The sequence below is a fragment of the Devosia sp. T2-14 genome, from assembly GCF_055397495.1.
Map to the genome: position 1 here is coordinate 219,402 of NZ_AP027921.1, position 19,910 is coordinate 239,311.

Annotated in this window: 19 protein-coding genes and 1 tRNA gene; 6 read left to right on the forward strand and 14 right to left on the reverse strand. The window is 64.0% G+C overall.

Annotated elements, in window-relative coordinates; translation table 11 throughout:
* Positions 1–55: 55 nt before the first annotated feature.
* The 7 genes from ACZ5WT_RS01100 to ACZ5WT_RS01130 all read right to left on the reverse strand — a co-directional run bounded on the left by ACZ5WT_RS01100 (position 56) and on the right by ACZ5WT_RS01130 (position 6,613).
* The gene (locus tag ACZ5WT_RS01100; protein ID WP_464285545.1) at positions 56–1,531 is read right to left on the reverse strand and encodes a lipopolysaccharide biosynthesis protein; all 1,476 of its coding nucleotides are present in this window, start codon (positions 1,529–1,531) and stop codon (positions 56–58) included.
* Positions 1,528–2,529: a glycosyltransferase gene (locus tag ACZ5WT_RS01105; protein ID WP_464285546.1), complete on the reverse strand. Its 1,002-nt coding sequence runs from the start codon at positions 2,527–2,529 to the stop codon at positions 1,528–1,530. Before ACZ5WT_RS01105 ends, ACZ5WT_RS01100 begins: the two co-directional genes overlap by 4 nt.
* Entirely contained in the window at positions 2,486–3,772 is a 1,287-nt protein-coding gene (locus ACZ5WT_RS01110) for an O-antigen ligase family protein (protein WP_464285547.1), read from the reverse strand. Before ACZ5WT_RS01110 ends, ACZ5WT_RS01105 begins: the two co-directional genes overlap by 44 nt.
* Positions 3,769–4,962, reverse strand: a complete 1,194-nt coding sequence (locus ACZ5WT_RS01115) for a glycosyltransferase family 2 protein (RefSeq protein ID WP_464285548.1) — start codon at positions 4,960–4,962, stop codon at positions 3,769–3,771. Before ACZ5WT_RS01115 ends, ACZ5WT_RS01110 begins: the two co-directional genes overlap by 4 nt.
* A 1-nt stretch (position 4,963) precedes the next feature.
* Positions 4,964–5,338, reverse strand: a complete 375-nt coding sequence (locus ACZ5WT_RS01120) for a hypothetical protein (protein ID WP_464285549.1) — start codon at positions 5,336–5,338, stop codon at positions 4,964–4,966.
* A gap of 11 nt (positions 5,339–5,349) precedes the next feature.
* Positions 5,350–6,021 (reverse strand): sugar transferase, encoded by a 672-nt coding sequence (locus tag ACZ5WT_RS01125; protein ID WP_464285550.1) that lies wholly within the window; start codon positions 6,019–6,021, stop codon positions 5,350–5,352.
* A gap of 409 nt (positions 6,022–6,430) precedes the next feature.
* On the reverse strand, positions 6,431–6,613 hold the full coding sequence (locus ACZ5WT_RS01130) for a hypothetical protein (RefSeq protein ID WP_464285551.1): 183 nt from the start codon (positions 6,611–6,613) through the stop codon (positions 6,431–6,433).
* Positions 6,614–7,032: 419 nt separating this feature from the next.
* Here ACZ5WT_RS01130 and galU point away from each other — a divergent pair, with 419 nt between their 5' ends.
* Positions 7,033–7,986: a UTP--glucose-1-phosphate uridylyltransferase GalU gene (gene galU, locus ACZ5WT_RS01135; protein WP_464285552.1), complete on the forward strand. Its 954-nt coding sequence runs from the start codon at positions 7,033–7,035 to the stop codon at positions 7,984–7,986.
* An 18-nt stretch (positions 7,987–8,004) separates the two neighbouring features.
* Here the strand turns inward: galU and ACZ5WT_RS01140 are convergent, their stop codons facing one another.
* The 6 genes from ACZ5WT_RS01140 to ACZ5WT_RS01165 all read right to left on the reverse strand — a co-directional run bounded on the left by ACZ5WT_RS01140 (position 8,005) and on the right by ACZ5WT_RS01165 (position 14,193).
* Entirely contained in the window at positions 8,005–10,215 is a 2,211-nt protein-coding gene (locus ACZ5WT_RS01140) for a Wzz/FepE/Etk N-terminal domain-containing protein (protein WP_464285553.1), read from the reverse strand.
* A 42-nt stretch (positions 10,216–10,257) separates the two neighbouring features.
* A complete protein-coding gene (locus ACZ5WT_RS01145) occupies positions 10,258–11,148 on the reverse strand; it encodes a glycosyltransferase family 2 protein (RefSeq protein WP_464285554.1) in 891 nt (296 codons plus the stop codon).
* Positions 11,148–12,146 (reverse strand): glycosyltransferase family 2 protein, encoded by a 999-nt coding sequence (locus ACZ5WT_RS01150; protein ID WP_464285555.1) that lies wholly within the window; start codon positions 12,144–12,146, stop codon positions 11,148–11,150. The genes ACZ5WT_RS01145 and ACZ5WT_RS01150 overlap by 1 nt, the downstream gene beginning before the upstream one ends.
* A complete protein-coding gene (locus ACZ5WT_RS01155) occupies positions 12,143–13,300 on the reverse strand; it encodes a glycosyltransferase (RefSeq protein ID WP_464285556.1) in 1,158 nt (385 codons plus the stop codon). Before ACZ5WT_RS01155 ends, ACZ5WT_RS01150 begins: the two co-directional genes overlap by 4 nt.
* Before the next feature lie 458 nt (positions 13,301–13,758).
* Positions 13,759–13,887: a hypothetical protein gene (locus tag ACZ5WT_RS01160; protein WP_464285557.1), complete on the reverse strand. Its 129-nt coding sequence runs from the start codon at positions 13,885–13,887 to the stop codon at positions 13,759–13,761.
* 87 nt (positions 13,888–13,974) lie between these two features.
* On the reverse strand, positions 13,975–14,193 hold the full coding sequence (locus tag ACZ5WT_RS01165) for a hypothetical protein (protein ID WP_464285558.1): 219 nt from the start codon (positions 14,191–14,193) through the stop codon (positions 13,975–13,977).
* A gap of 353 nt (positions 14,194–14,546) precedes the next feature.
* Here ACZ5WT_RS01165 and ACZ5WT_RS01170 point away from each other — a divergent pair, with 353 nt between their 5' ends.
* The gene (locus ACZ5WT_RS01170; RefSeq protein WP_464285559.1) at positions 14,547–14,813 is read left to right on the forward strand and encodes a tyrosine-type recombinase/integrase; all 267 of its coding nucleotides are present in this window, start codon (positions 14,547–14,549) and stop codon (positions 14,811–14,813) included.
* Between the two features lie 19 nt (positions 14,814–14,832).
* Here the strand turns inward: ACZ5WT_RS01170 and ACZ5WT_RS01175 are convergent.
* Positions 14,833–14,908 (reverse strand) — tRNA-Ile (locus tag ACZ5WT_RS01175).
* A gap of 179 nt (positions 14,909–15,087) precedes the next feature.
* Here ACZ5WT_RS01175 and ACZ5WT_RS01180 point away from each other — a divergent pair.
* From ACZ5WT_RS01180 to pstA, 4 genes are all read left to right on the forward strand, one after another.
* Positions 15,088–15,843 carry an IclR family transcriptional regulator domain-containing protein gene (locus ACZ5WT_RS01180; protein ID WP_464285560.1) on the forward strand — a complete coding sequence of 252 codons (756 nt, stop codon included), beginning with the start codon at positions 15,088–15,090 and terminating at the stop codon, positions 15,841–15,843.
* A gap of 245 nt (positions 15,844–16,088) precedes the next feature.
* Positions 16,089–17,099 carry a substrate-binding domain-containing protein gene (locus tag ACZ5WT_RS01185; RefSeq protein ID WP_464285561.1) on the forward strand — a complete coding sequence of 337 codons (1,011 nt, stop codon included), beginning with the start codon at positions 16,089–16,091 and terminating at the stop codon, positions 17,097–17,099.
* 63 nt (positions 17,100–17,162) lie between these two features.
* A complete protein-coding gene (pstC, locus tag ACZ5WT_RS01190; RefSeq protein ID WP_464285562.1) occupies positions 17,163–18,542 on the forward strand; it encodes a phosphate ABC transporter permease subunit PstC in 1,380 nt (459 codons plus the stop codon).
* Positions 18,542–19,903, forward strand: a complete 1,362-nt coding sequence (gene pstA, locus ACZ5WT_RS01195; RefSeq protein ID WP_464285563.1) for a phosphate ABC transporter permease PstA — start codon at positions 18,542–18,544, stop codon at positions 19,901–19,903. Before pstC ends, pstA begins: the two co-directional genes overlap by 1 nt.
* Positions 19,904–19,910: the final 7 nt, after the last annotated feature.

Below are 19,910 nucleotides of genomic sequence, written 5' to 3' on the forward strand. Positions count from 1 at the left end.
GTGACAGTTTGAGACCTCGTGGTGAGCCTGTCGAACCACGAGGTCTATTGCGAGCCTAGCGCCGCTTGCGGACAAAGCCCACCAGCGTCTCCACTCTGGACCTCCCCAGCACCAAGATCACGGCGCCGTAGCTCAATGCTGCGGCGCCGATTGTCGTCGCCAGCCGCAGCAGGGCATCGGCTTCTGCCAACTGGTGCTGTACCAGCCAACCGCTGGCGCACATCACCACCGTTGCCGCCACCGGCAGCGCGAAGGAAGCGAGATAGGACCAGATCGAAATGCCGAGCAGCCGCACCACCATGTGCAGGGTGGGCATCCACAGCAGCACGTTGAGGATAACCAGCGACAGGGTCAGCGGAAGCACGCCCCAACCGGCAAACAGGAAGATGTAGAGCACTGTCACGGCCTGCTTGCCCAGGATGTAATAGAACCACAGATCGGCCTGCCCCTGGCTGCGGATCAGCGAGGATTGCAGGATGCCGATGGCCGTCAGCAGCCCCAGGACGCAGAAGGCCTGCACCACCGGAACCGCCGAAATCCACGCATCGCCGAAGGCAAACGGGATGAGATCGCCCGCCACCAGCGCGAGGCCCGAAAAGACCGGAAACGCCACCACCGACGAGGCAAACGTGCCCAGCAGATAGGCCTCCCGCAGCTTTCGCGGTTCGCTCTGCATGGAAGACAGCAGCGCGTAGGAGACGAGATTGAGCGCGCCCGACAGCAGGTCGGTGAGAATCTGGAAAATGCGGCGGGCGAAGCTGTAGATGCCGAGCGCCCCCGGCCCCATCAGCGCGCCGATCAGCAACTGATCGACATTGATGGTGGTGATGAAGTGATTGCCGCTGGAAAACAGCCCGAAGGCCCGCAAGTCGCGCAGGGCATCGCGATCAAACTGCAGTCCCGGTAGCCAGCGAGCCCCCACCAGCGCCCCGGCGCAGCTCGCGATCGAGCCAGCCAGCTGCGAAAACGCCAGGGCCCAGAGCCCGAAGCCCGCCCACAACAGGCCCAGGCACACCAAGGCCGTGACCACCGAGGCAATCGTGGTGCGCAGCGCCAGCATGCGGAAGGCCATGGTGCGCACGATCAGCGCATTGGGCACAGCGGCAGCCATATCGAAAATAACCCGCGCGCCGACCAGCGGAATGAGCAGCGCCAGCAGCGGCTGACTGGAAGCGGCGGCGATGAACGGCCCGGACAGGCACAGCACCGCATAAATGGCCAGGGCCGCGCCGAGGCACAGCCAGAATACCGTATCGAGATGGCCCGGGGTGATGCGCTGGCGCTGGATCAGCGCCTCGCGAAACCCTGCCGGGGCCACCGCAGCGCCGATGCTGGCAATGCTGACGGCAAAGGCGACAATGCCGAATTCGGCGGGCGAGAGCACGCGCGACGTCGCGAGAAATACCAGCAGGCCCAAGGCCGCCGGCACGAAGCTGCTGACCAGCGACCACAGCGTACCTTTGATGGCGGCCGAGGCGCGGCCCGTGGTGAGGTGATCGCGCCTTGCATTCATGTCGGTGGTGATGCTCATGCGTGATGCGCTGGCCCCTGCCGGTTGCTCCGCGCCGCGACGAAGCGGTCAAACTCGGGCGTGACCCGCCCCAGCGTGAGGATCAGCACCCCGCGGGCGCGCAGGCGGACCACGTCGAGCGGGCCGACATGCCCGCCCAGCCCCTGCCCGACCAGTGCCTTGCCGACATGGTTGGCCCGCACGCCGATTGGCGCGGCAAAGCGTGGATTGGTGAGAAACCCGGCGCGGGCTTCCCTGCTGCTCTCGCTCCACACCTTCCGCCGCAGCGCCTGCACGGCGCGCTTGAGATCAAGCTCGCGCCGCAGATAGCCCGCTTTGAGTTCGGCATTGCGCGTCGTCTGCTCGGCATTTTCAGCCCAGACGGCCAGCGGCTGCATGGCCACGTAGATAGGTTCGACGATGGAATAGGTGCGCAGATATTCCTGCAACGTCGCTGTGCAGCCATACTGGATTTCGAGCGGCGACACCGCCCGGGCCGACCAGAACAGCCCGCCATTGCTGACCCCGATGCCCGCCAGCAGCGCCAGCCGGAATTCCTCGGGGGCATAGCGCCCCTCAGTGAACAGCTCGTCGAGCACGCCGATGTCGCCGACATGGGCCTCAGGAGTGCCGCTGGCATGCTCGATGACCTGGTTGCGCAGCACGATCTCGACGCCCTCGCGCGCCATCAGCGCGATATTCTCGGCGCAGAAGGTGGGCAAGATAAAGTTGTCGTCCTCCACCACGCAGAAGAACGCCGCGCCATGCGGGTTTTCGGCCGTGAAACAGTGGTCGATATTGCGCGAGGCGAACAGCTGCGGCTTGTTGGCCGTGTAGCGGATGCGCGGGTCAGCCAGTTCGGCCACCACATATTTCGCCGCCTCCGAGGGATCGTCGTCGAACACATCGCAGACCCAGTGCGGCCAGGTCTGGTCGATCATCGATTGGAGTGCCCGGCGCAGCGCCTCCGGGCGCTTATAGGTCGGGGTGCGAAAGTGGACGAGATCGGGCTGTGCCATGGCGCAGGACTCCTGTGATTGAACGCGGCCGCACCGTGGCAGCCGTTTGCTGGCGCAGGGCAATCAGCCCGGCCGCCGCGTAAATGAGGGTTGCAATGCCCAGGATCGAGCGGATGGAGAATTCAAAGAACACCTCCACCTCGATGAAACTGCGCAGGATCATCAGCGCCTGCAACGCGAGCAGCAGCGCATTGGGCGCGCTGGGGCGGGCGATGGTGTAAGCGGCCATCAGGAACGCCCCGCCATACATGATGGCGACCTGCAGCCCCAGGCCGATCAGCCCGATCTCGACGGCATTGGAAATGTAAGTGTTGTGGAAGTTGAACCCGGCGCCCGAGGGCACGTCGAACATGGCCCACAGCTCCTCGGCGGGCGCAAAGCCGGGCACCCAAAACGAGCGATAGCCCAGCCCCTGCAATGGGCGCTCGGCGATATAGCTGAGCCCGGTAGCCCAGAGATCGGTGCGCCCGGTCAGGGTCGCGTCCTTGCCCGAACCCTCGAGGATCTCCGCCAGCAGCGCATCGCCCGTTGTGGCGACGATCAGCGCCAGCGCCGCCCCGGCCAGCGCCAGCATGGCGATCACGAACAGCTTCTGATTGCCGGTGAGACGGGCCGACAGCACCGCCAGCAGCAGGATGGCGAGGCACGGCGCGACCATCATGCTGGCCCCAGCTGATTGTGCCAGCACCAGCAAAGGCGCCGAGGCGACTGCGCCTGCGGCCCCCAAAAGGCGCAGCAGCACGGAGGATTTGCCATCCAGCGCGACAGCGGCGGCAATGAGCGCGAATACGGCCATATGGGCAGCAAAGGCGTTCTTGCTGCCGAACACCCCAAGCCAGGCGCCACCCGTGCCGGTGCGCCCGAACAGGATGCTGGCGATGACGCCGATGCCATAGACGATGAACATCAGGCGCATCAGCGAAGCCGTCGATAGCCGCCCCGTGATGACGATGGCGACGACCACCGTGAACATCAGCTGCACGCCATAGCGCAGCGAATTGGACGGATATTGCGACCACAACACCGTCAACAGGCAGAAGGCCGGCAATAGCAGCACGAACCACCAGCGCCGCAGACTGTCGATGCTGGCGGGGATATTGCTGACAATCAGCAGTCCCCCGCAGCCGAGAAAGGTCAGCGCTGCGAGCGGCCCGAGCATGGCGTTCATCACCAAAGCGGCGAATGCGCCAAAGGTCAGCAGGTAGGCGAAATTGATAGTCACGCGCGACGGCAATGCGGTCATAGGACCTCCCGCACGCGCGCTTCGAACTGTACTTCCGGGATGAAACCGGCGGCGTAGCGCCCCGCATCATCCATGGCGATGCACCGGGCACCCGCGTGGCTGGCCAGATCAAGCCAGACCTCACGCGGACGCGGCGCGGACCAGTCGACAAGGTGAGATGGCACATAGGCTGGAACGGCCCGGCCCGCATGTGCCCCCTGCCCGCCCAGCACGATCCGCTCTGCGCCAGCCATTGGAACGGGCGCAACAGTGCGACGCTGACGCCCCTCCATGAACGAGGTCCACAGCCGGTGCAGATGCGAGGGGCGGCGCGCCAGAAACCCCAGCGAGGCCAGCAAACGCCGCTGCTTGATGGCAGCAACGAGCTCTTCATAAGACAGTCCCTCGCGCAGCACCGCGAGCCGCCGGGCGAAGGCGGCCAATAGCTCGCTCGGCAGACCCTCATAGCCTGAAACAAGAGCCTGCTGCTGCTCGATCATGGCGCGCACATCGCGGCTCGAAAGCCGGTGCGAGATCGAGGCGGAGTGCCGCCGGTAGAGGTAAAACGGCTCGGGCACGACCACCATGGCCGCCCCGCCGAGCAACAGCCGCAGCACGAAATCATAGTCTTCCCCGATGCGCAGCGCCTCGTCGTATCGCTGGCGCTTGAGGCACTCGGCCCGGATCATCGGCTTGAGATAGCCAAGCGCCGGCGAGCCATCGATACCAGCCATCACCCAGCGCATGGGCGAAACCGCAAAGCAGCTCGCTGCGTCGGTGCCCAGCATCAATCTGGGCGCACTGCCATCCTCATGAAACAGCAGCAAGTCGTCGGCGACGATATCGGCATCCCTCCGCGCCGCGAGCGCCAACAGCCGCTCGAAGCGCTCGGGATGGATGATGTCGTCGGAATCCACCACTGCGATCCAGCGTCCGCGCGCCACCTCCAATGCGCGGTTGCGGCAATGGGCGGGTCCCCGATTGGTCTTGCCTTCGATCAGCACGATGCGCGGATCGGCCTTCGCCATGGCCCGCACATGAGCCACGCTGTCATCCCCCGAGGCATCGTCGCTGACGATGACTTCGAGGTCGGCCATGGTCTGGCCCAGCACAGAGGCAAGGGCCGGAACAATCCTGTCACCAGCCTCAAAATTGGCCATCACGACGGAGACCAGGGGCCCGTCGCGAAACTGCTTCTCGGAATAAGCCATATTAGCCCGCCTGGTGCGGCATCGCCTCAGGCTGAACGGGATCGAGCTGCGCCAGCAGCCCCTCAAGCCGCACGATCTGCGCATCGAGATCGGCGATCCGCTGGCGGGCGCGCGACGCATTCTGCCCCGCAGACCCGATGGCCGCTTCATCGGCCTGGTCGCGGCGGCCATACTCCCCCGAATTGTCCATCAGGGTGGCGGCGCGGGCATAGTAGAAATCCAGCCGCTGGCTCAAGCCGTCCCGTTCACGGATTGCATCGGCCAGCGCCATGGAAATGGCATTGCGGACCGTTCCGAAACGGGCCTCGTCGGTATCGGCATCGCGGCTGGCATTGCGGGTACGGAAGGCACGCGGGCGAAGGGAAATCAGCGACATTTGCTTGCTCCTTATCGGCTGCCGGTTCGCAGGACGACGACCTTGACGGTCTTGATCAGGATCACGAGGTCGCCGAAAAACGACCATTCGCGCACATAGCGGCTGTCGAGCTGGACGCGCTGGTCATAGTCGACGTCGCTGCGGCCGCTGACCTGCCAGAGGCCGGTAATGCCCGGGCGAACGGCGGCGTAATGGTCGATGGCCTCGGCATAGCGCACCACCTCGTCCTGCACGATTGGACGGGGCCCAACCAGGCTCATATCGCCCCGGATCACGTTGATCAGCTGGGGCAGTTCATCAAGGCTCGTGACGCGCAGGAACCGGCCCAGCCGGGTGATGCGCGGGTCGTCGCGCAGTTTTTGCGTTGCTTCCCACTCGGCGCGCGCCTGCGGGAAGAGTTCGAGATGCCGACGCAGGGCTTCCTGGGAATTGACCACCATGGAGCGGAATTTGAGGCACCGGAAACGCTTGCCGTTCTGCCCGATGCGCTCATGGGAAAACAGGATTGGTCCGCGGTCGGTTGAGAACATCAGGACCGCGATGAAGAACATGGTCGGCAGGGCAAAGGCCAGGATGCCCACCGCCGCGACCACGTCAAAGGCCCGCTTGGCGCCGATGCCACGCGGGGTGACGGCCTTGGCAAGCCCGTCCGATGAATCGGCATCCGCATTTGTGATCGACATGATTGTACTCGCTTAGTTGAAGGCTGAAACGAGCGGCGCCAGATCTCAGCGGACATGAAGGATCGCTCGCGCAGACGCTGTGGCCTGCGCGGGACCAATGCCCGCTGAACATCAGATTGGACCCGGCCGATGCCGGATGCGCCGCACGTGATGGAACTGCGCCCGTGGCCGGACTGCGTGTTGCCATCACCGGGAGGCAAACATGATCGGAAATGCGTGGCAACGCCGGGCGCGCATGGCTGCGATGCGCCCCTCTGTCATAAATTCACCCAAAAGCGTCGACGCAATATCAGCGCAAATCAGGGCGAAAGAAGAACGCCCCCGGCAATCAGGGTGATGAAAAGTCTATCTTTTCGGCTGTTCTATGCGGTGCGGCCAGCGCAAGTATCGCTCGGCCCGCCCCAAGAGGTCACCAATTGAACAGGAATGCGATGCCGTTCCAGAGCAGGTAGATGCCCACCCATGCCAGCGCCATCACTCCGATGGCGACAAGGCCCCAGGGCCAGGGAAACGTCGCGCGATCCTGCACCGGCTGGGAGGCCGTCAACGGCACCTTTTGCGCCTGACCATCTTCGGGTCCAACTGGCTTCACGAAACCCTCCCATAGGAGCCGAGACCGGCTTCTGGCAGCAAGTCCAGCAAGGTTGGGGCAGCCAACCTCCGCAGGGGCGCGTTCTGCACCCAAATGCTCACTAGCACCGTGCGGTAAATACAACCCTCACGCCCCGCGGGAAATAGGCCCGCCGATCACGTCTGCGTTGAACCCGGCGCATCGCGGGAGTCATCCCGGAACACCAAAACAGCGGGCCGTTCTATTTCGCCCTCGGACAAACCCGTCGGCTTTTGCTTGGCTGATCTTGGTATCATTTGAAAGCAAATGTGTCACACAACCGACATTATGGCAAAAACCAGACAAATCATCCTGAATTTTGGCAGATGCGCTCAACAGCATATCTGCAATCGAGCCATGCAACGCTTCGCGTAATTTCGGGTAGATCGACCCGTTACACCATGATCCACTCCGCTCGCCTTACATCTAATAAGGAGAGTTATGTGCTCAAACCTGTAAGAACCGCCGTTTTTCCTGTCGCAGGATTGGGAACGCGATTCCTGCCCGCGACCAAGGCCATGCCAAAAGAGATGCTGACCGTGGTCGACCGGCCGCTGATTCAGTATGCGGTCGACGAGGCCCGCGAAGCCGGCATCACCCATTTCGTCTTCGTGACCGGCCGCAACAAGGGCGTCATCGAGGACCATTTCGACCGCCAGTTCGAGCTGGAAGCCACGCTCGAAGCGCGCGGCAAGACCGGCATCCTGCGCGACCTGCAGCAGGATCTGCCCTCGGCGGGCCGCACCAGCTTCACCCGCCAGCAGGAACCCCTGGGGCTCGGCCACGCCGTATGGTGCGCACGCGATATCGTCGGCAACGAACCCTTCGCCCTGCTGCTGCCCGACATGCTGTTCAAGGCGCGCCGCGGCGTGCTCAAGCAGATGATGGAAACCTACGAAAAGACCGGCGGCAACGTCATCGCCGTCGAAGAAGTGCCGATGGCCGAGGTTTCGTCCTATGGCGTCGTCGGGCGTGGCCCGGGTGACGCCAACAGCTTCCGCATCAATGGCATGGTCGAAAAGCCCAAGGTGGCCGAGGCGCCGTCCAACCTCATCATTTCGGGCCGCTACATCCTCCAGCCGGAGGTGTTTGGCCTGCTGGCCGATCAGCCGCGCGGCGCAGGCGGCGAAATCCAACTGACCGACGCGATGCAGACCCTGATGCGCCAGCAGGACTTTACCGGCGTCAAATATGAAGGCCAGTCCTTCGACTGCGGCTCCAAGGTCGGGTTCCTGACTGCCAATGTCGCCTATGCGCTCGATCGCGACGACATCGGCGATGACTTCCTGGCAGCTCTCGCCAAGATCGGACTGCACAATGCCCTGATGGAAGGCTTCAAGATCGCCGCTGAATAAACAAAGAAAAACGGCGCCCTATCGGGGCGCCGTTTCCACCTGCCTGCTTGCCCGCCTCTCGGCACTATGGGCAAACCGCTCCAATCCCCCCACATCGGTAAACCTCGGCAGCGCGCCCAGATCGACCTTGTTGAGCACCACGCCGACAATGTAGTCGGCCAGCCCCGGCTCGCGCTCCAGCAGTCCGCTGATCAGGCGGCGCGGGGTCTTGCCCCATTCGGTGACCAGCACATTGCCATCGGTCATCGGCAGCACCGCGAGCGCGTCGATCACAAGGCCCAGGGCCGGCAGATCGAGGATCACGTAGTCGAACTGGCCGCGGGCTTCAGCCAGCACCTTTTGCATGGTCAGGCCCGACAGGTCGCCACCGCCGGCCTCCGGTGCAAGCGCCGAGAGACTGACAATTCCGGTTTCCGCATCGGTCACCGCCGCGCTGCGCCAGTCGCCGGTCGGAGTTCGCGCCGGAATGGCGGCAAACCCCTCGTCGGCATTGACCACCAAAACCCGCGAACCGCCGGCAGCCAGCATTTCGGAGAAAGCGGTGGCAAAGGTCGTCTTGCCCTCCTCTGGCAGGGCCGAGAGCACGCCGAGCACCACCGTGCCGCGCTTGGCCTCATGCTGCATCACCAGGCGCGTCGCTTTGAGCGTCTCCATCAGCGGACCGCCCCGGCGGCGGCCACCACCCGCCATCATGGCGCGGATGGCCCGGCGCTGAACCTCGCCGCTCGCCGCCGCGTCCAGCTTGAACCGCGGCACATAGCCGAGAAAGCGCAGGCCAAGCTGGCGCCGCACCTGCGACCCCACGCGGAAACCGCGCTCGCGCAGCTCATTGAGCGCGCCGAGCACCACACCAATAAAGCCGCCCGCAATCAGCGCTGCCGCAAGAATGATCGTCGTCTTGGGGCTCGAGGGACGCTCGGGCAGCAAGGCGTCGGTGACGATGCGAATAGAGGGGATGGGGAAGCTCTGCAGCTGCACCGATTCCTCGTAGCGGACGAGGTAGCTGTTATAGAGCGAGCGCAGGGCATCGGATCGCTGCTGCAATTCGTTGAGGCGCACCTGTTCCTGGCTGATCGAGCCAGCACTCTGCCCCTCGGCGTCAATGTCCCGGCGCAGGCCCGCCTCCTGCTGCGTCGCGATGGCGAGCTGGGTGCGATATTGTTCGTCCAGATTCTTCAGCAGCGCAAAGATGCGGCTGTCGAGCGCCGCCTTTTCGGCCGCCAGCGTCGAAAGCTGCGGATGGCTCTCGCCGAAATTGTCGCGCACTTCTGCGATGCGGCTGGAAAGGCTGGCCGATTGCGTCCGCAGCGCAGCAATATCGGCCGGATCGGTCTGCGTGCCGCTCAACAGCGATACATAGCTCGCCGCCGATTGCGGGCCCGAAGCCACCACAGCCTGCAGCTGTTCAGACAACGCCCGCAGGCGCGCCGTTTCGGCCTGCGCCGTCGCCAGCTGGTTGGAAAGGCTTTCGATACGCTGGGTGGTGAGCTTGCTGTCCTGCCCAACCGAGAGCCCGGTCTGCTTGCGATATTCCTCGATGGCGAGGCTCGCATTGCGCTGGCTTTCCCCGATTTCCGCCAGGCGCTGCTCCAGCCAGTCGGCCGCCGCGCTGGTCACGTCGAGTTCGGCATTGAGCTGATCCTGCAGCAAAGCATCGGCGTAGGCTTTGGCAATGCGCTGCGCCAGATCGGGCGTCGCCGCCTCGTAACCCACGCGGATGATGGAGCTGCGCCCCATCCTGTCCACCTGCACATTGGCGCGCAGCATGCCAACCACCTGATCAAGGCTTGCCTCGAGCGATTCCGGCCGGTCGGCCCCCATGAAGGGCACAAGGCCGCGCACCCGCTGGGTGAACGAAGGGGGCGGATTGAGGAATTCCTGATCAGTCATCAGGTTTTCGGCGATCGCCACGGCGGTTGCCACGCGGCTGGAGCGCAGCACTTCGATCTGGTTGAGCACCTGCGTTTCCAGCTCGGCGGTGCTGGTCGACGGCGCGGTGGCACCCGCCGCCATTTCCAGGTTGCGATCAAGCAGCACCTGCCCGGCCGAGAGATAGCTGCGCGGCGCCAGCGTCAGGTAAAACGCGGCCAGCAGAACCATCACGGCGATGCTGCCGCCGATCACCCAGGCTTGCCGCCGCAGCAGCGAGACAATGCGATCGAGGTCGATCGTCTTGAGATCGGATGGCTGGGGCGCCTGCGTTTCAGGATAGCTGGTCTTGTCAAGCATAGGTGTACTCCGCCACTTGGGTCGGGAAGAAAAGGAAGGTGCTCACGAAGGGCTCGAGTGCCCATAGTGAACGGCCTGGCGCACCCCCAGCATTCCCCCCGCCACCCCCACATGCAGCACGGCGCGTAGCCAGTTCCGGCGCCGCCGGACCGGTGAAAAGGCGGTGAGCGCGGTCATGGCGCCGCAATAGCTGATCTTGGCCGCAACGACGGCGAGCGCCTTGGCGCCGGCATTGTCCTGCAGCATGCCGTGGGTTTGCCCGAAGCGCAGGCGCCGCCGCACCAGCCACGCCATCGTCGCGCGATTGGCGGGCACCGGGTCTTCCACCACCGCCTCGGGGGCATAATCGATGGTCCCGCGCAGCCCCGACAATTGATAGAAAAATGCCGTATCCTCGCCGCCCGATTGGCCCAGGGCCACATCGAAACGCAGGCCACGATAGGGCGCGCTCCAGCGGATCAGCACATTACAGGTATAGCCGGTGCGGATCACCCCGCCGACGAAGACCGGATAGGTCGAGTGAAAGTCGCCTTCCACCATCCAGCGTGGCGCCTCCGGGCCATAGACAGCCAGCGCCGGACCCAGCACCGCCGCCGCGCCGGTAGCCTCGGCCCGAGCCATCAGGGCGGCGATCCAGCCGGTGGACACCACCTCGTCGTCATCAATGAAAGCCACGAAATCGGCCTCGGCGCGGTCGAGGCAGGCATTGCGGGCAATGCAGATATTGGCCGCTGGCGCATGGAGATATGTCACCGGCAGGCCAAGCTCAGCGCGCAATTCCTCGACCAGCGCCCGCGCCGTGGGCTCATGATCATTGTCCGCGATGATGATGCGCAGCTGATGCCCGCCGCTATCGGCGCGTGCCACGGAACGCATCGTCTCCGCCAGATGCGGGCGGCGGAATGTGCAGATGCAGATATCGACGCTGGCCATCACACGGCCTCCCGCTTGAACGGCCGTTGCGCCACATGCATCCAGAACCCCGACGACCAGGCAAAATGCATGATCATCGCCGCCAGCCCCACCAACGGCGACAGCGCCATCGGCATTCCATATTCCGGGTAGTGCTTTTTGGCCGCGTGCACACCAAGGGCGATACAGGCGACGCCCCACAGCGCCAGCGGCAGCAGAAAACCCCAATGCCAGATCGACAGAGCAGCCAGCAGCACCACCGGCAGGATGGCAAGCGGCGCCAGCTGGCGCAGCCGCGGCCGCATCCGGTGCTTGAGAATGTTGCGCGCCCTGCCCCCGCCATAGCCGAAATACTGCCGGAACAGGCCCGAGGCGGTCGAGCGCGGATAATAGGTCATCGTCGTCCGGTCGGTCAGCCAGATGCCGTGCCCCGCCTGCCGCAGGCGATAATCGAGCTCCGCATCCTCGTTCACCCGGAAGCTCGGATCGTAGCCGCCTACGCTGCGGAACGCGTCCACCCGCATCAGGGCATGGTGGCCATGATCCACCGGCCCGCTGATCTTGCCGGTTCGGTGGGCCGAGCCGCCGGTGCCGATCGCCGAATTCTGCGCTGTCGCAACCGCACGCTGAAACGGTGCTGTGCCCACAGTAGTCATCGGCACGACAACGCTCGCTACGCCCCGCATTTCCGCCTCGGCAACCAGCGCCCGGCAATAGTCGGAGGGATAAGCGCCATGCGCGTCGATGCGGATCAGATAGTCCGCGCCATCGCCAAACTGCTCCACCGCCAGATTGATCGCGGCACTCTGGATGCGGCGCGGATTGTGAATCAGCACCACGCGCGGCGCGGCCAGCGCGCGCTGGGCCACGATATCCACCGTGCCATCGGAACTCCCGCCATCGGCGACGACAATCTGCGCATCGAGCGCCTCCGCCTCGATCAGCAGGCCATCGAGCAGATCCCCGATATGGCGCGCCTCGTTGAGCGTGGGGACGACGATGATCGTGCGCGCGCTCATTCCGCCGCCTCCAGCAGCGGCATGGGCGTTCGCTGCCCGCTGAGCTGCGCCACCAGGTCTGTGCATTCCTGCGCGTCACACCGGAACCGCCGGGCATCCTGCATGGCCACTACGCTGGCCAGCTGCCGTAGCCGCTCCGGCGTCATGCCCTCAAACAGCGCGAGCAAAGTCTCCCGCGCAATATCGGGCACGACCACGCCGATGCCGAGCCGCTCGATGAAACCGGCGGTTTCCGTGCCCGCCAGCGCAATCGGAATCGCCCCATTGAGGCATCCCTCATAGAGCCGGTTGGGCAGAAGCCAACTTGAATTGAGCCCCTCCTCGAAGAAATCCATGGCCCAGACGAAGTGCACGCCGCCATAGATCGACGGCAGGTCATCCGGATAAGCGAAGGTGCTCGCATAGTTGAGGTGCGGCGACCTCGTGGTCACCGCGTGAAAATCGTCGAACTCGGTCAGGGCCGGCCGCCCCGCCAGCCTCACCTCCACCCGTCCGTCAAGGTGGCGCGACAGGGCATCGAGCGCCGCCAGCGACTTGGCGCAGCGCAGTGCCCCAAACCACCCGACTCGGATGGGACCGAAATCGTGCCGCAGAGCCGGATTGCCGCCCAGCGCCGTCAGCCCCGGCGCAAAAACCTTGTTCTCGACCAGCAGCGAAGGCGGCGCCCCATGCAGATCAAAATGGTTGCGCAGGAAGGCCGGTGAGCTGGTGATCAGCAGGTCCGCCTCGCGCATCAGCCGCTGCTCGACCGTGCGCATCGCCTGGCCCACCGCATCCTGCCGAAGCATCAGCCGGTGCAGGTCAAGACACTCGTAGACCAGCCGTGGCGCCTTGCCCCAAAGACCGCGCAGGCGATTGGCTACCCCCAGCATTTCGAGATTGCGCGCCACGATGACGTCTGGCCGGCGCAGCGGCCGCGACCAAACCGGCGCCCGCCAGGCCGCACCCAGCGTCGCCGAAAGACGCTGCATCATGCGGCCGTCATGGGTGATGTCGATCTCGACCACCGTATCGGCGGAAAGCGCCGGCAACGGCGCATCGCCGCGCCTAAACCCGGCAACATCGACCTCGGCGCCACCGGCCTGGAACATGGCCACGCGCCGCGCCACGGCCGGGTCCGCAAGGTTGTGGACGAGGTACAATATTCTCGACAAATAAGCGTCTCCTGTCCCCCGGGGCACCTGGCCCGTCTGGGGCGCCGCCGCGCGGCGGCACTGCATTCGTCCGCCCACAGCCAAGCGCTGCACGCTCGCGCAAGGCGAGACGGCGGAAATGAACGGCAAGTTGAAAACGCATGGCCGGAGGGGTCAACGCGGCCTGGAGTGACACAGTGATGCGCCAAGCGCATGCCACGAAACAGCCCCATTCCGGCAGGGACGACGGCAGCTCGCACCCGATGGCACCACTGATGGCAGTATCGGCTCAGTGATAAGATTCAATCCGTCCAGCATTTCTCGGACCGAGACAGGCGATCACGGCTGTTTACCTGTATAGTAGCGTGGGTACTCAGTAAGGATCCATGCGCCCAATCATCAACCCCTCCATCCCCTGGCTGTTATGCCAAGGGCTGGGGAATGGGGTTAGGCAGCAGCTTCGAAGGCGATGAGCTTGGTCAGAAAGCGATTGGCCAGAATGCCCTGCCACCCTCGCCCACGGCATTGCCGTCCACCTTCGGGAAATAAGTGCCGTCCTTGGTGAAGTCGCCGCCGCTGAGCTTCTGAACTGATGCACGAGCTTTCATGCTGTCTCTCTAATGCAAAAGCCCCACCGGTTAGGGAGGGGCTTGAGGTCGTGAACTCGTATCGACGGAAGCTGGTGTGCCTGCGCCTCAGTTGGCGTTAGCCGCCATCTCTTCAAAATAGGCGGTTGCCTCTTCGCGGCTGATAGAACCGTTGCCGTCAGCGTCATGTCGATCGAACAGATCGTCCACCATCACAGCCGCCGGGTAATTCCAAGGGTTATTGATATTGGTCTTGGACGGCCCCGCATATGCGAACCCCACCATTGCGACGGCCAAAGTTGCCACCAACAGTGTCTTTGATTTCATCGAGTACCCTCCTAGCCTCAATATAAGGCCGATCAGGACTACTCGTTGTTTTGACGTTGATGGTCAAGCGCCCTTGCCAGATCTGCAATGCAGGGGCGCACTACCTGGATACGAAAAGCCACAGTGCCACTAACACGATGGCCTGAACTATTTTGCACTTATTGGTGCAATTTCTCCTGCAAGACGCGCGCTCATTCCGTGTCCTCAAGGAACGTCCCGCCCCGGGCCATTGTCCCGATGAATGATGGGCTACGGGCTACACTTTCGGCGGCAGAGAATGCCGCCATGACCGACAATGTGATTGAGTAGCTGGCCAGCCGGTTGCCAGGCTGCGCACCGGCTTCACAGCAGCGGTGACGGCAGCAGGCCTGAAAGGCGTCACACCGCACGTTCTTCGGCATACGGCGGCGGTGCATTTAGTGGCGGCCGGCGTGTCGATGCAGAAGGTCCCTCAGTATCTCGGGCACAGCTCAACGGCTGTCACGGAGCGGGTTTATGGAAGATTCGCGCCCGACCATCTCAAGCACGAGGCCGAAATACTCGACTTCACAAAGCCTGCGCGTGCGGTATCTTACGTTCGACTGACGTATGAACCGTCCGCACATTTTGATACAATGTAAGCGAAATCAAAGGAATAGATGGTGGGCCCAGCAGGACTCGAACCTGCAACCAGACCGTTATGAGCGGTCGGCTCTAACCATTGAGCTATAGGCCCCCATAGGCCTATTAGCAGGGTGACGCGGGCTGGCAAGAGGGAAGTGTTGGGGACACCCGGCAGGCCGCTCCGGATTGTCACGTCATGCCTCTAAGCAACAGCATTGTGCGCCTTGCGATTTTTGTTCGGAACTCGCCCGAGTTATTGTACAAGTCGCCGACGACGATAGGGGCACCGCTATGCGCGAAGGCGATATCATCAACGGTCTGGTCAAGGGGCTCTCGGTCATCGAGTGCTTCGATGAAGAACATGCCAGCCAGTCCATCACCGATGTCGCCAACCGGACCGGCCTGGAGCGCGCCACCGCACGCCGGTGCCTGCTCACGCTCGTCCATCTCGGCTACGCCTCCTATGACGGCAAGTTCTTCCGCCTCACCCCGCGCGTGCTCAATCTGGGCCACTCCTATCTTGCCGCCACGCCCCTGCCGCGGCTGATCCAGCCGTTTCTCGAAGAGCTCTCCAGCCAGATCAACGAAAGCTCGTCGGCCGCCGTGCTCGACAATACCGAGATCCTCTACATTGCCCGCGCCTCCTATCGCCGGGTGATGTCGATCAATCTCGGCGCAGGCGCGCGCCTGCCGGCTTATTGCACCTCGATGGGGCGCATCTTGCTCGCTGCCATGCCACCGGCCAAGGCGCTCGACGTGCTCAACCGCTCCGAGCTGATCGCCTATACGACGCGCACCAAGGCCGACCTGCCCTCGATCACCACCGAGCTGGCCGTCGTTGCCGCGCAGGGCTTTGCCGTGATCGACGAAGAGCTGGAACTCGGCCTTTGTTCCATCGCGGTGCCCCTGTTCAACGCGCAGGGCCAGACCGTCGCCGCGCTCAATATCGGGGCCCAGTCGGCCCGCGCGTCGACCTCGCAGATGATCGCCAATTTCCTGCCTTTGATGCGCAAGGTTCAGGCCGAAGTGCGCCCCCTGCTGCGCTAGTCCGAGTCTGCATTTTGTCTTTCGCCAGTGTCACATTGGCGGGCGCCCGGCGCTGCGCAAGATTCGTCACCAAACAAAATACTTGATTAGTTTCAGCGCCTTAACGCGTCACAAACGCGTCATGAAACCGCAATAAAACTGTCGCGCCGCCTCCCTATTGTCTGCGACGTCAAAGGGCGGTGCCGGGGATTGAACCACCGGATCAGCCAGCCAGGTTTGAAACGAATTCCAAAAGGGAAATCCCCATGAAAAACGCTCTTTTCGCCAGCGCCGCAGTGATCGCGCTTATTGCCGGTGCCGCTCCGGCCATGGCCCAGTCGCGCGACACCATCCAGATCGCCGGCTCCTCGACCGTCCTGCCCTTCGCCTCGATCGTGGCTGAAGAATTCGGCGCTGCCTTCCCAGAGTTCAAGACTCCGGTCGTTGGCTCGGGCGGCACGGGCGGTGGCCTGAAGCAGTTCTGCGCCGGTGTTGGCGACAACACCATCGACATCGCCAATGCCTCGCGCGCCATCAAGGACAGCGAGCTTGAGGCCTGCCACGCCGCTGGCGTGACCGATATCCGCGAAATCCAGTTCGGCTTCGACGGCATCGTGTTTGCCTCGTCCGCTTCCAAGGCCGATTTCGCGCTCAACCCGCTCTTCGTCTACAAGGCCATCGCGGCCAACGTCGTCGTTGATGGCGCCCTCGTGCCGAACCCCTACACCAACTGGAACCAGATCGACGCGTCGCTCCCCGACCAGCCGATCGCCCTGGCCATTCCGGGCTCCAACCACGGCACCCGTGAAGTCTTCCAGGAGAAGGTCGTCACCGCTGGTTGCGAAGAAGCCGGCCTGCCTGCCGATGCTCCGGAAGATGCCTGCACCGCGCTCCGCCAGGACGTCGTGATCGAGATCGCCGGTGACTACACCGAGACCCTGGCTCGCCTGACTTCCAACCCCGACACCGTCGGCGTCTTCGGTCTGTCGTTCTACGAGCAGAACAAGGACACCCTCAAGGTTGCCACCATCGACGGCGTCGTCCCCTCGCTGGAAACCGTTGCTGCCGGTGAATACCCCGTCAGCCGCCCGCTGTTCTTCTACGTCAAGGGCCAGCACATCGGCGTCGTTCCGGGCCTCAATGAATATGTCCAGTTCTTCCTCTCGGAAGGCATGTCGGGCAATGGCGGCACCCTCGAAGCCGCTGGCCTGATCCCCCAGCCAGCCGAAAAGACCGCTGAAGTGGTCGCCGCCTTCGAAGCCGGCACCTCCAAGTAAGACCAATCGGGACCGCGCCAAGGCGCGGTCCCAACTCCTTCCAACAGGGCAGAGCAGAAGCCAATGAATGCCTTCATGATTGCCATTATGCTGCTTGTCCTGCTCGGGCTCGCCTTTCAGTCGGGCTGGTCGCGCAGCCGGAACCTGGCCACCGCTAACGGCGTCAAGGTTCATTCGCGCCCGCAATACCATGGCTCGCTGGTCGCCATCTGGACCATGCTCCCCGCCTTCGCCATCCTGGCGATCTGGGGTTATTTCAGCCCCACCGTCATCCGCGATTTCACCATCGCCCAGATCCCGGCCGATGTCCTGACCGGCCTTGATCCGATCGGGCTCAACACGGCCATCCAGCGCCTGCAGTCGATTGCCTCGGGCTTTGGCGTCACCGGCGACCTCGCCCCCTACGAACAGGCCGGCGGCGAAAGCCTGCGCTCCTTCCAGTTCATGACCTCGCTGATTGCGGCCCTCGTGGCGCTGGGCGCTGGCCTTGCCGCGCTGTTCTATGCCCGCAACCGCATCACCGCCCGCCTGCGCGCCCGCAACAGCGTCGAGCGCTTCATCAACCTGGCGCTGCTCGCCTGCTCGGCCGTCGCGATCCTGACCACTCTGGGCATCGTGGCATCGCTGCTCACCGAGGCCATCCGCTTCTTCAGCTTCATCAGCCCCGCCGACTTCTTCTTCGGCACGGTCTGGAACCCCAAATTCTCGTCCACCGTGGCAGGCGACTATGGCCAGTATGGCCTGCTGCCTCTGCTCACCGGCACGCTGATGGTCGCCGGCATCGCCATGCTGGTCGCCGTGCCGGTTGGCCTGATGGCCGCGATCTATCTCAGCCAGTATGCCCCGCGCAAAGTGCGTGCCGTGGTCAAGCCGGTGATCGAAATCCTCGCCGGCATCCCCACCATCGTCTACGGCTTCTTCGCCCTGGTGACGGTTGGCCCCTTCCTGCGCGACGCCGGTGCGGCCATCGGCGTGAGCATCAGCGCCACCAGTGCGCTCACCGCCGGCATCGTCATGGGGATCATGATCATCCCCTTCATTTCCTCGCTCAGCGACGACATCCTCAATCAGGTCCCCAAGACCCTGCGCGATGGCGCCTATGGCCTGGGCGCCACCCAGTCCGAAACCATCAAGGATGTGCTGCTGCCTGCGGCTCTCCCCGGCATTGTCGGCGCCTTCCTCCTGGCGGTCAGCCGCGCCATTGGCGAAACCATGATCGTGGTGCTCGCCGCCGGTAACAGCCCGGTCCTGCGCGGCACCCCGCTCGAGCCGATCTCCACCATCACCGTTTCCATCGTCAACCAGCTCACCGGCGACACCGATTTCGCCGGCCCCCAGTCGCTGGTCGGCTTCGCGCTGGGCCTGACGCTATTCGTCATGACGCTCGCGCTCAATATCGTTGCCCTCTACATCGTCCGCCGCTTCCGGGAGCAGTACGAATAATGACCGACATTCTCCCGACCCGCGCCGCCTCGGCCGAACGCACCAAGCGCATTCGCGCCAGCCTGCGCCGCCGCCACCTCACCGAATATATCTTCCGCGGTCTGGGCATTGGCGCCATCGTCCTGGCGCTGGGCTTTGTTGCGCTGCTGTTCACCGACGTGCTTGGAAAAGGCCTCCCGGCCTTCACCCAGTCCAATCTGCACCTGTCGGTCACCTATGATCCCGAGCTGATCGGGGTCGATCCGGCGCCGGTGCGCGCCGAAGGCCAGTCCGACGCGGCCTACCGCGCCGCCAGCCTCAAGTGGCAGCGCGACGTCGCCATGCTCAACTGGAACAAGGTGGTCGAGGCCTCCCTGCGCCAGGCCATGCCGGCCGGCTTCGAGATCGACAGCAAGCAACTGCTCTCCATCGTCGAAACCAATGCCCGGCACCAGATCCGCGATATCTTCGTCGCCGACCCGAGCCTGCTCGGCAAGACCGTCGAGGTTGACGTGCTCGCCTCGGCCAATGCCGACAACTGGATCAAGGGCAATATCGACCGCTCGCTCGGCGACGCCCAGCAGCAGCTGTCGGCCCCTGCCCGTACCCTCATCGACGCTCTCGTCGAAAACGGCACCATTTCCTCGGGCTTTGCCTGGTCGATCTTCACCAATGTCGATAGCCGCGCTGCGCCCGCTTCTGCCGGTCTGGCCGGTGCCTTCATGGGCACGCTCTACATGATGCTGGTGGTGATCATCCTCGCCGTTCCGATCGGGGTAGCCTCAGCCATCTATCTCGAAGAGTTCGCGCCCAAGTCGCGCCTCACCGATCTCATCGAGGTCAATATCAACAACCTCGCCGCGGTGCCCTCCATCGTCTTCGGCCTGCTCGGCGCGGCTGTGTTCATCAACTACCTGCACTTGCCCCTGTCGGCCCCGCTGGTCGGCGGTCTGGTGCTGACGCTGATGACCCTGCCCACCATCATCATCGCCACCCGCGGCGCACTGCAAGGCGTGTCCCCGGCGCTGCGCCAGGCGGCCCTTGGCATGGGCGCCTCGCGCACCCAGATGGTGTTCCACCACGTGCTGCCGGTTACCTTCCCGTCCATCCTCACCGCCACCATCATCGGCGTGGCGCAGGCCATGGGCGAAACGGCACCGCTCCTGCTCATCGGCATGAACGCCTTCGTCGCCTCGGTCCCGGCCACCCCGCTCGATCAGGCGACCGCCCTGCCCGTCCAGATCTTCCTCTGGCAGGGCAATGAAAACCGCAATTTCTTCGAGGCCCGCACCTCCGCCGCCATCATCGTGCTGCTGGGCTTCATGATCCTGCTCAACGCCATCGCAATCTTCCTGCGGACGCGCCTCGAAAAGCGCGCATAGAAGGACT

What these genes read in the sequence shown, in the direction of transcription:
- ACZ5WT_RS01100 (WP_464285545.1), bottom strand. Translation starts at nt 1,531, where the DNA reads ATGAGCATCACCACCGACATGAATGCAAGGCGCGATCACCTCACCACG.
- ACZ5WT_RS01105 (WP_464285546.1), bottom strand. Translation starts at nt 2,529, where the DNA reads ATGGCACAGCCCGATCTCGTCCACTTTCGCACCCCGACCTATAAGCGC.
- ACZ5WT_RS01110 (WP_464285547.1), bottom strand. Translation starts at nt 3,772, where the DNA reads ATGACCGCATTGCCGTCGCGCGTGACTATCAATTTCGCCTACCTGCTG.
- ACZ5WT_RS01115 (WP_464285548.1), bottom strand. Translation starts at nt 4,962, where the DNA reads ATGGCTTATTCCGAGAAGCAGTTTCGCGACGGGCCCCTGGTCTCCGTC.
- ACZ5WT_RS01120 (WP_464285549.1), bottom strand. Translation starts at nt 5,338, where the DNA reads ATGTCGCTGATTTCCCTTCGCCCGCGTGCCTTCCGTACCCGCAATGCC.
- ACZ5WT_RS01125 (WP_464285550.1), bottom strand. Translation starts at nt 6,021, where the DNA reads ATGTCGATCACAAATGCGGATGCCGATTCATCGGACGGGCTTGCCAAG.
- galU (WP_464285552.1), top strand. Translation starts at nt 7,033, where the DNA reads ATGATCCACTCCGCTCGCCTTACATCTAATAAGGAGAGTTATGTGCTC.
- ACZ5WT_RS01140 (WP_464285553.1), bottom strand. Translation starts at nt 10,215, where the DNA reads ATGCTTGACAAGACCAGCTATCCTGAAACGCAGGCGCCCCAGCCATCC.
- ACZ5WT_RS01145 (WP_464285554.1), bottom strand. Translation starts at nt 11,148, where the DNA reads ATGGCCAGCGTCGATATCTGCATCTGCACATTCCGCCGCCCGCATCTG.
- ACZ5WT_RS01150 (WP_464285555.1), bottom strand. Translation starts at nt 12,146, where the DNA reads ATGAGCGCGCGCACGATCATCGTCGTCCCCACGCTCAACGAGGCGCGC.
- ACZ5WT_RS01160 (WP_464285557.1), bottom strand. Translation starts at nt 13,887, where the DNA reads ATGAAAGCTCGTGCATCAGTTCAGAAGCTCAGCGGCGGCGACTTCACC.
- ACZ5WT_RS01165 (WP_464285558.1), bottom strand. Translation starts at nt 14,193, where the DNA reads ATGAAATCAAAGACACTGTTGGTGGCAACTTTGGCCGTCGCAATGGTG.
- ACZ5WT_RS01180 (WP_464285560.1), top strand. Translation starts at nt 15,088, where the DNA reads ATGCGCGAAGGCGATATCATCAACGGTCTGGTCAAGGGGCTCTCGGTC.
- ACZ5WT_RS01185 (WP_464285561.1), top strand. Translation starts at nt 16,089, where the DNA reads ATGAAAAACGCTCTTTTCGCCAGCGCCGCAGTGATCGCGCTTATTGCC.
- pstC (WP_464285562.1), top strand. Translation starts at nt 17,163, where the DNA reads ATGAATGCCTTCATGATTGCCATTATGCTGCTTGTCCTGCTCGGGCTC.
- pstA (WP_464285563.1), top strand. Translation starts at nt 18,542, where the DNA reads ATGACCGACATTCTCCCGACCCGCGCCGCCTCGGCCGAACGCACCAAG.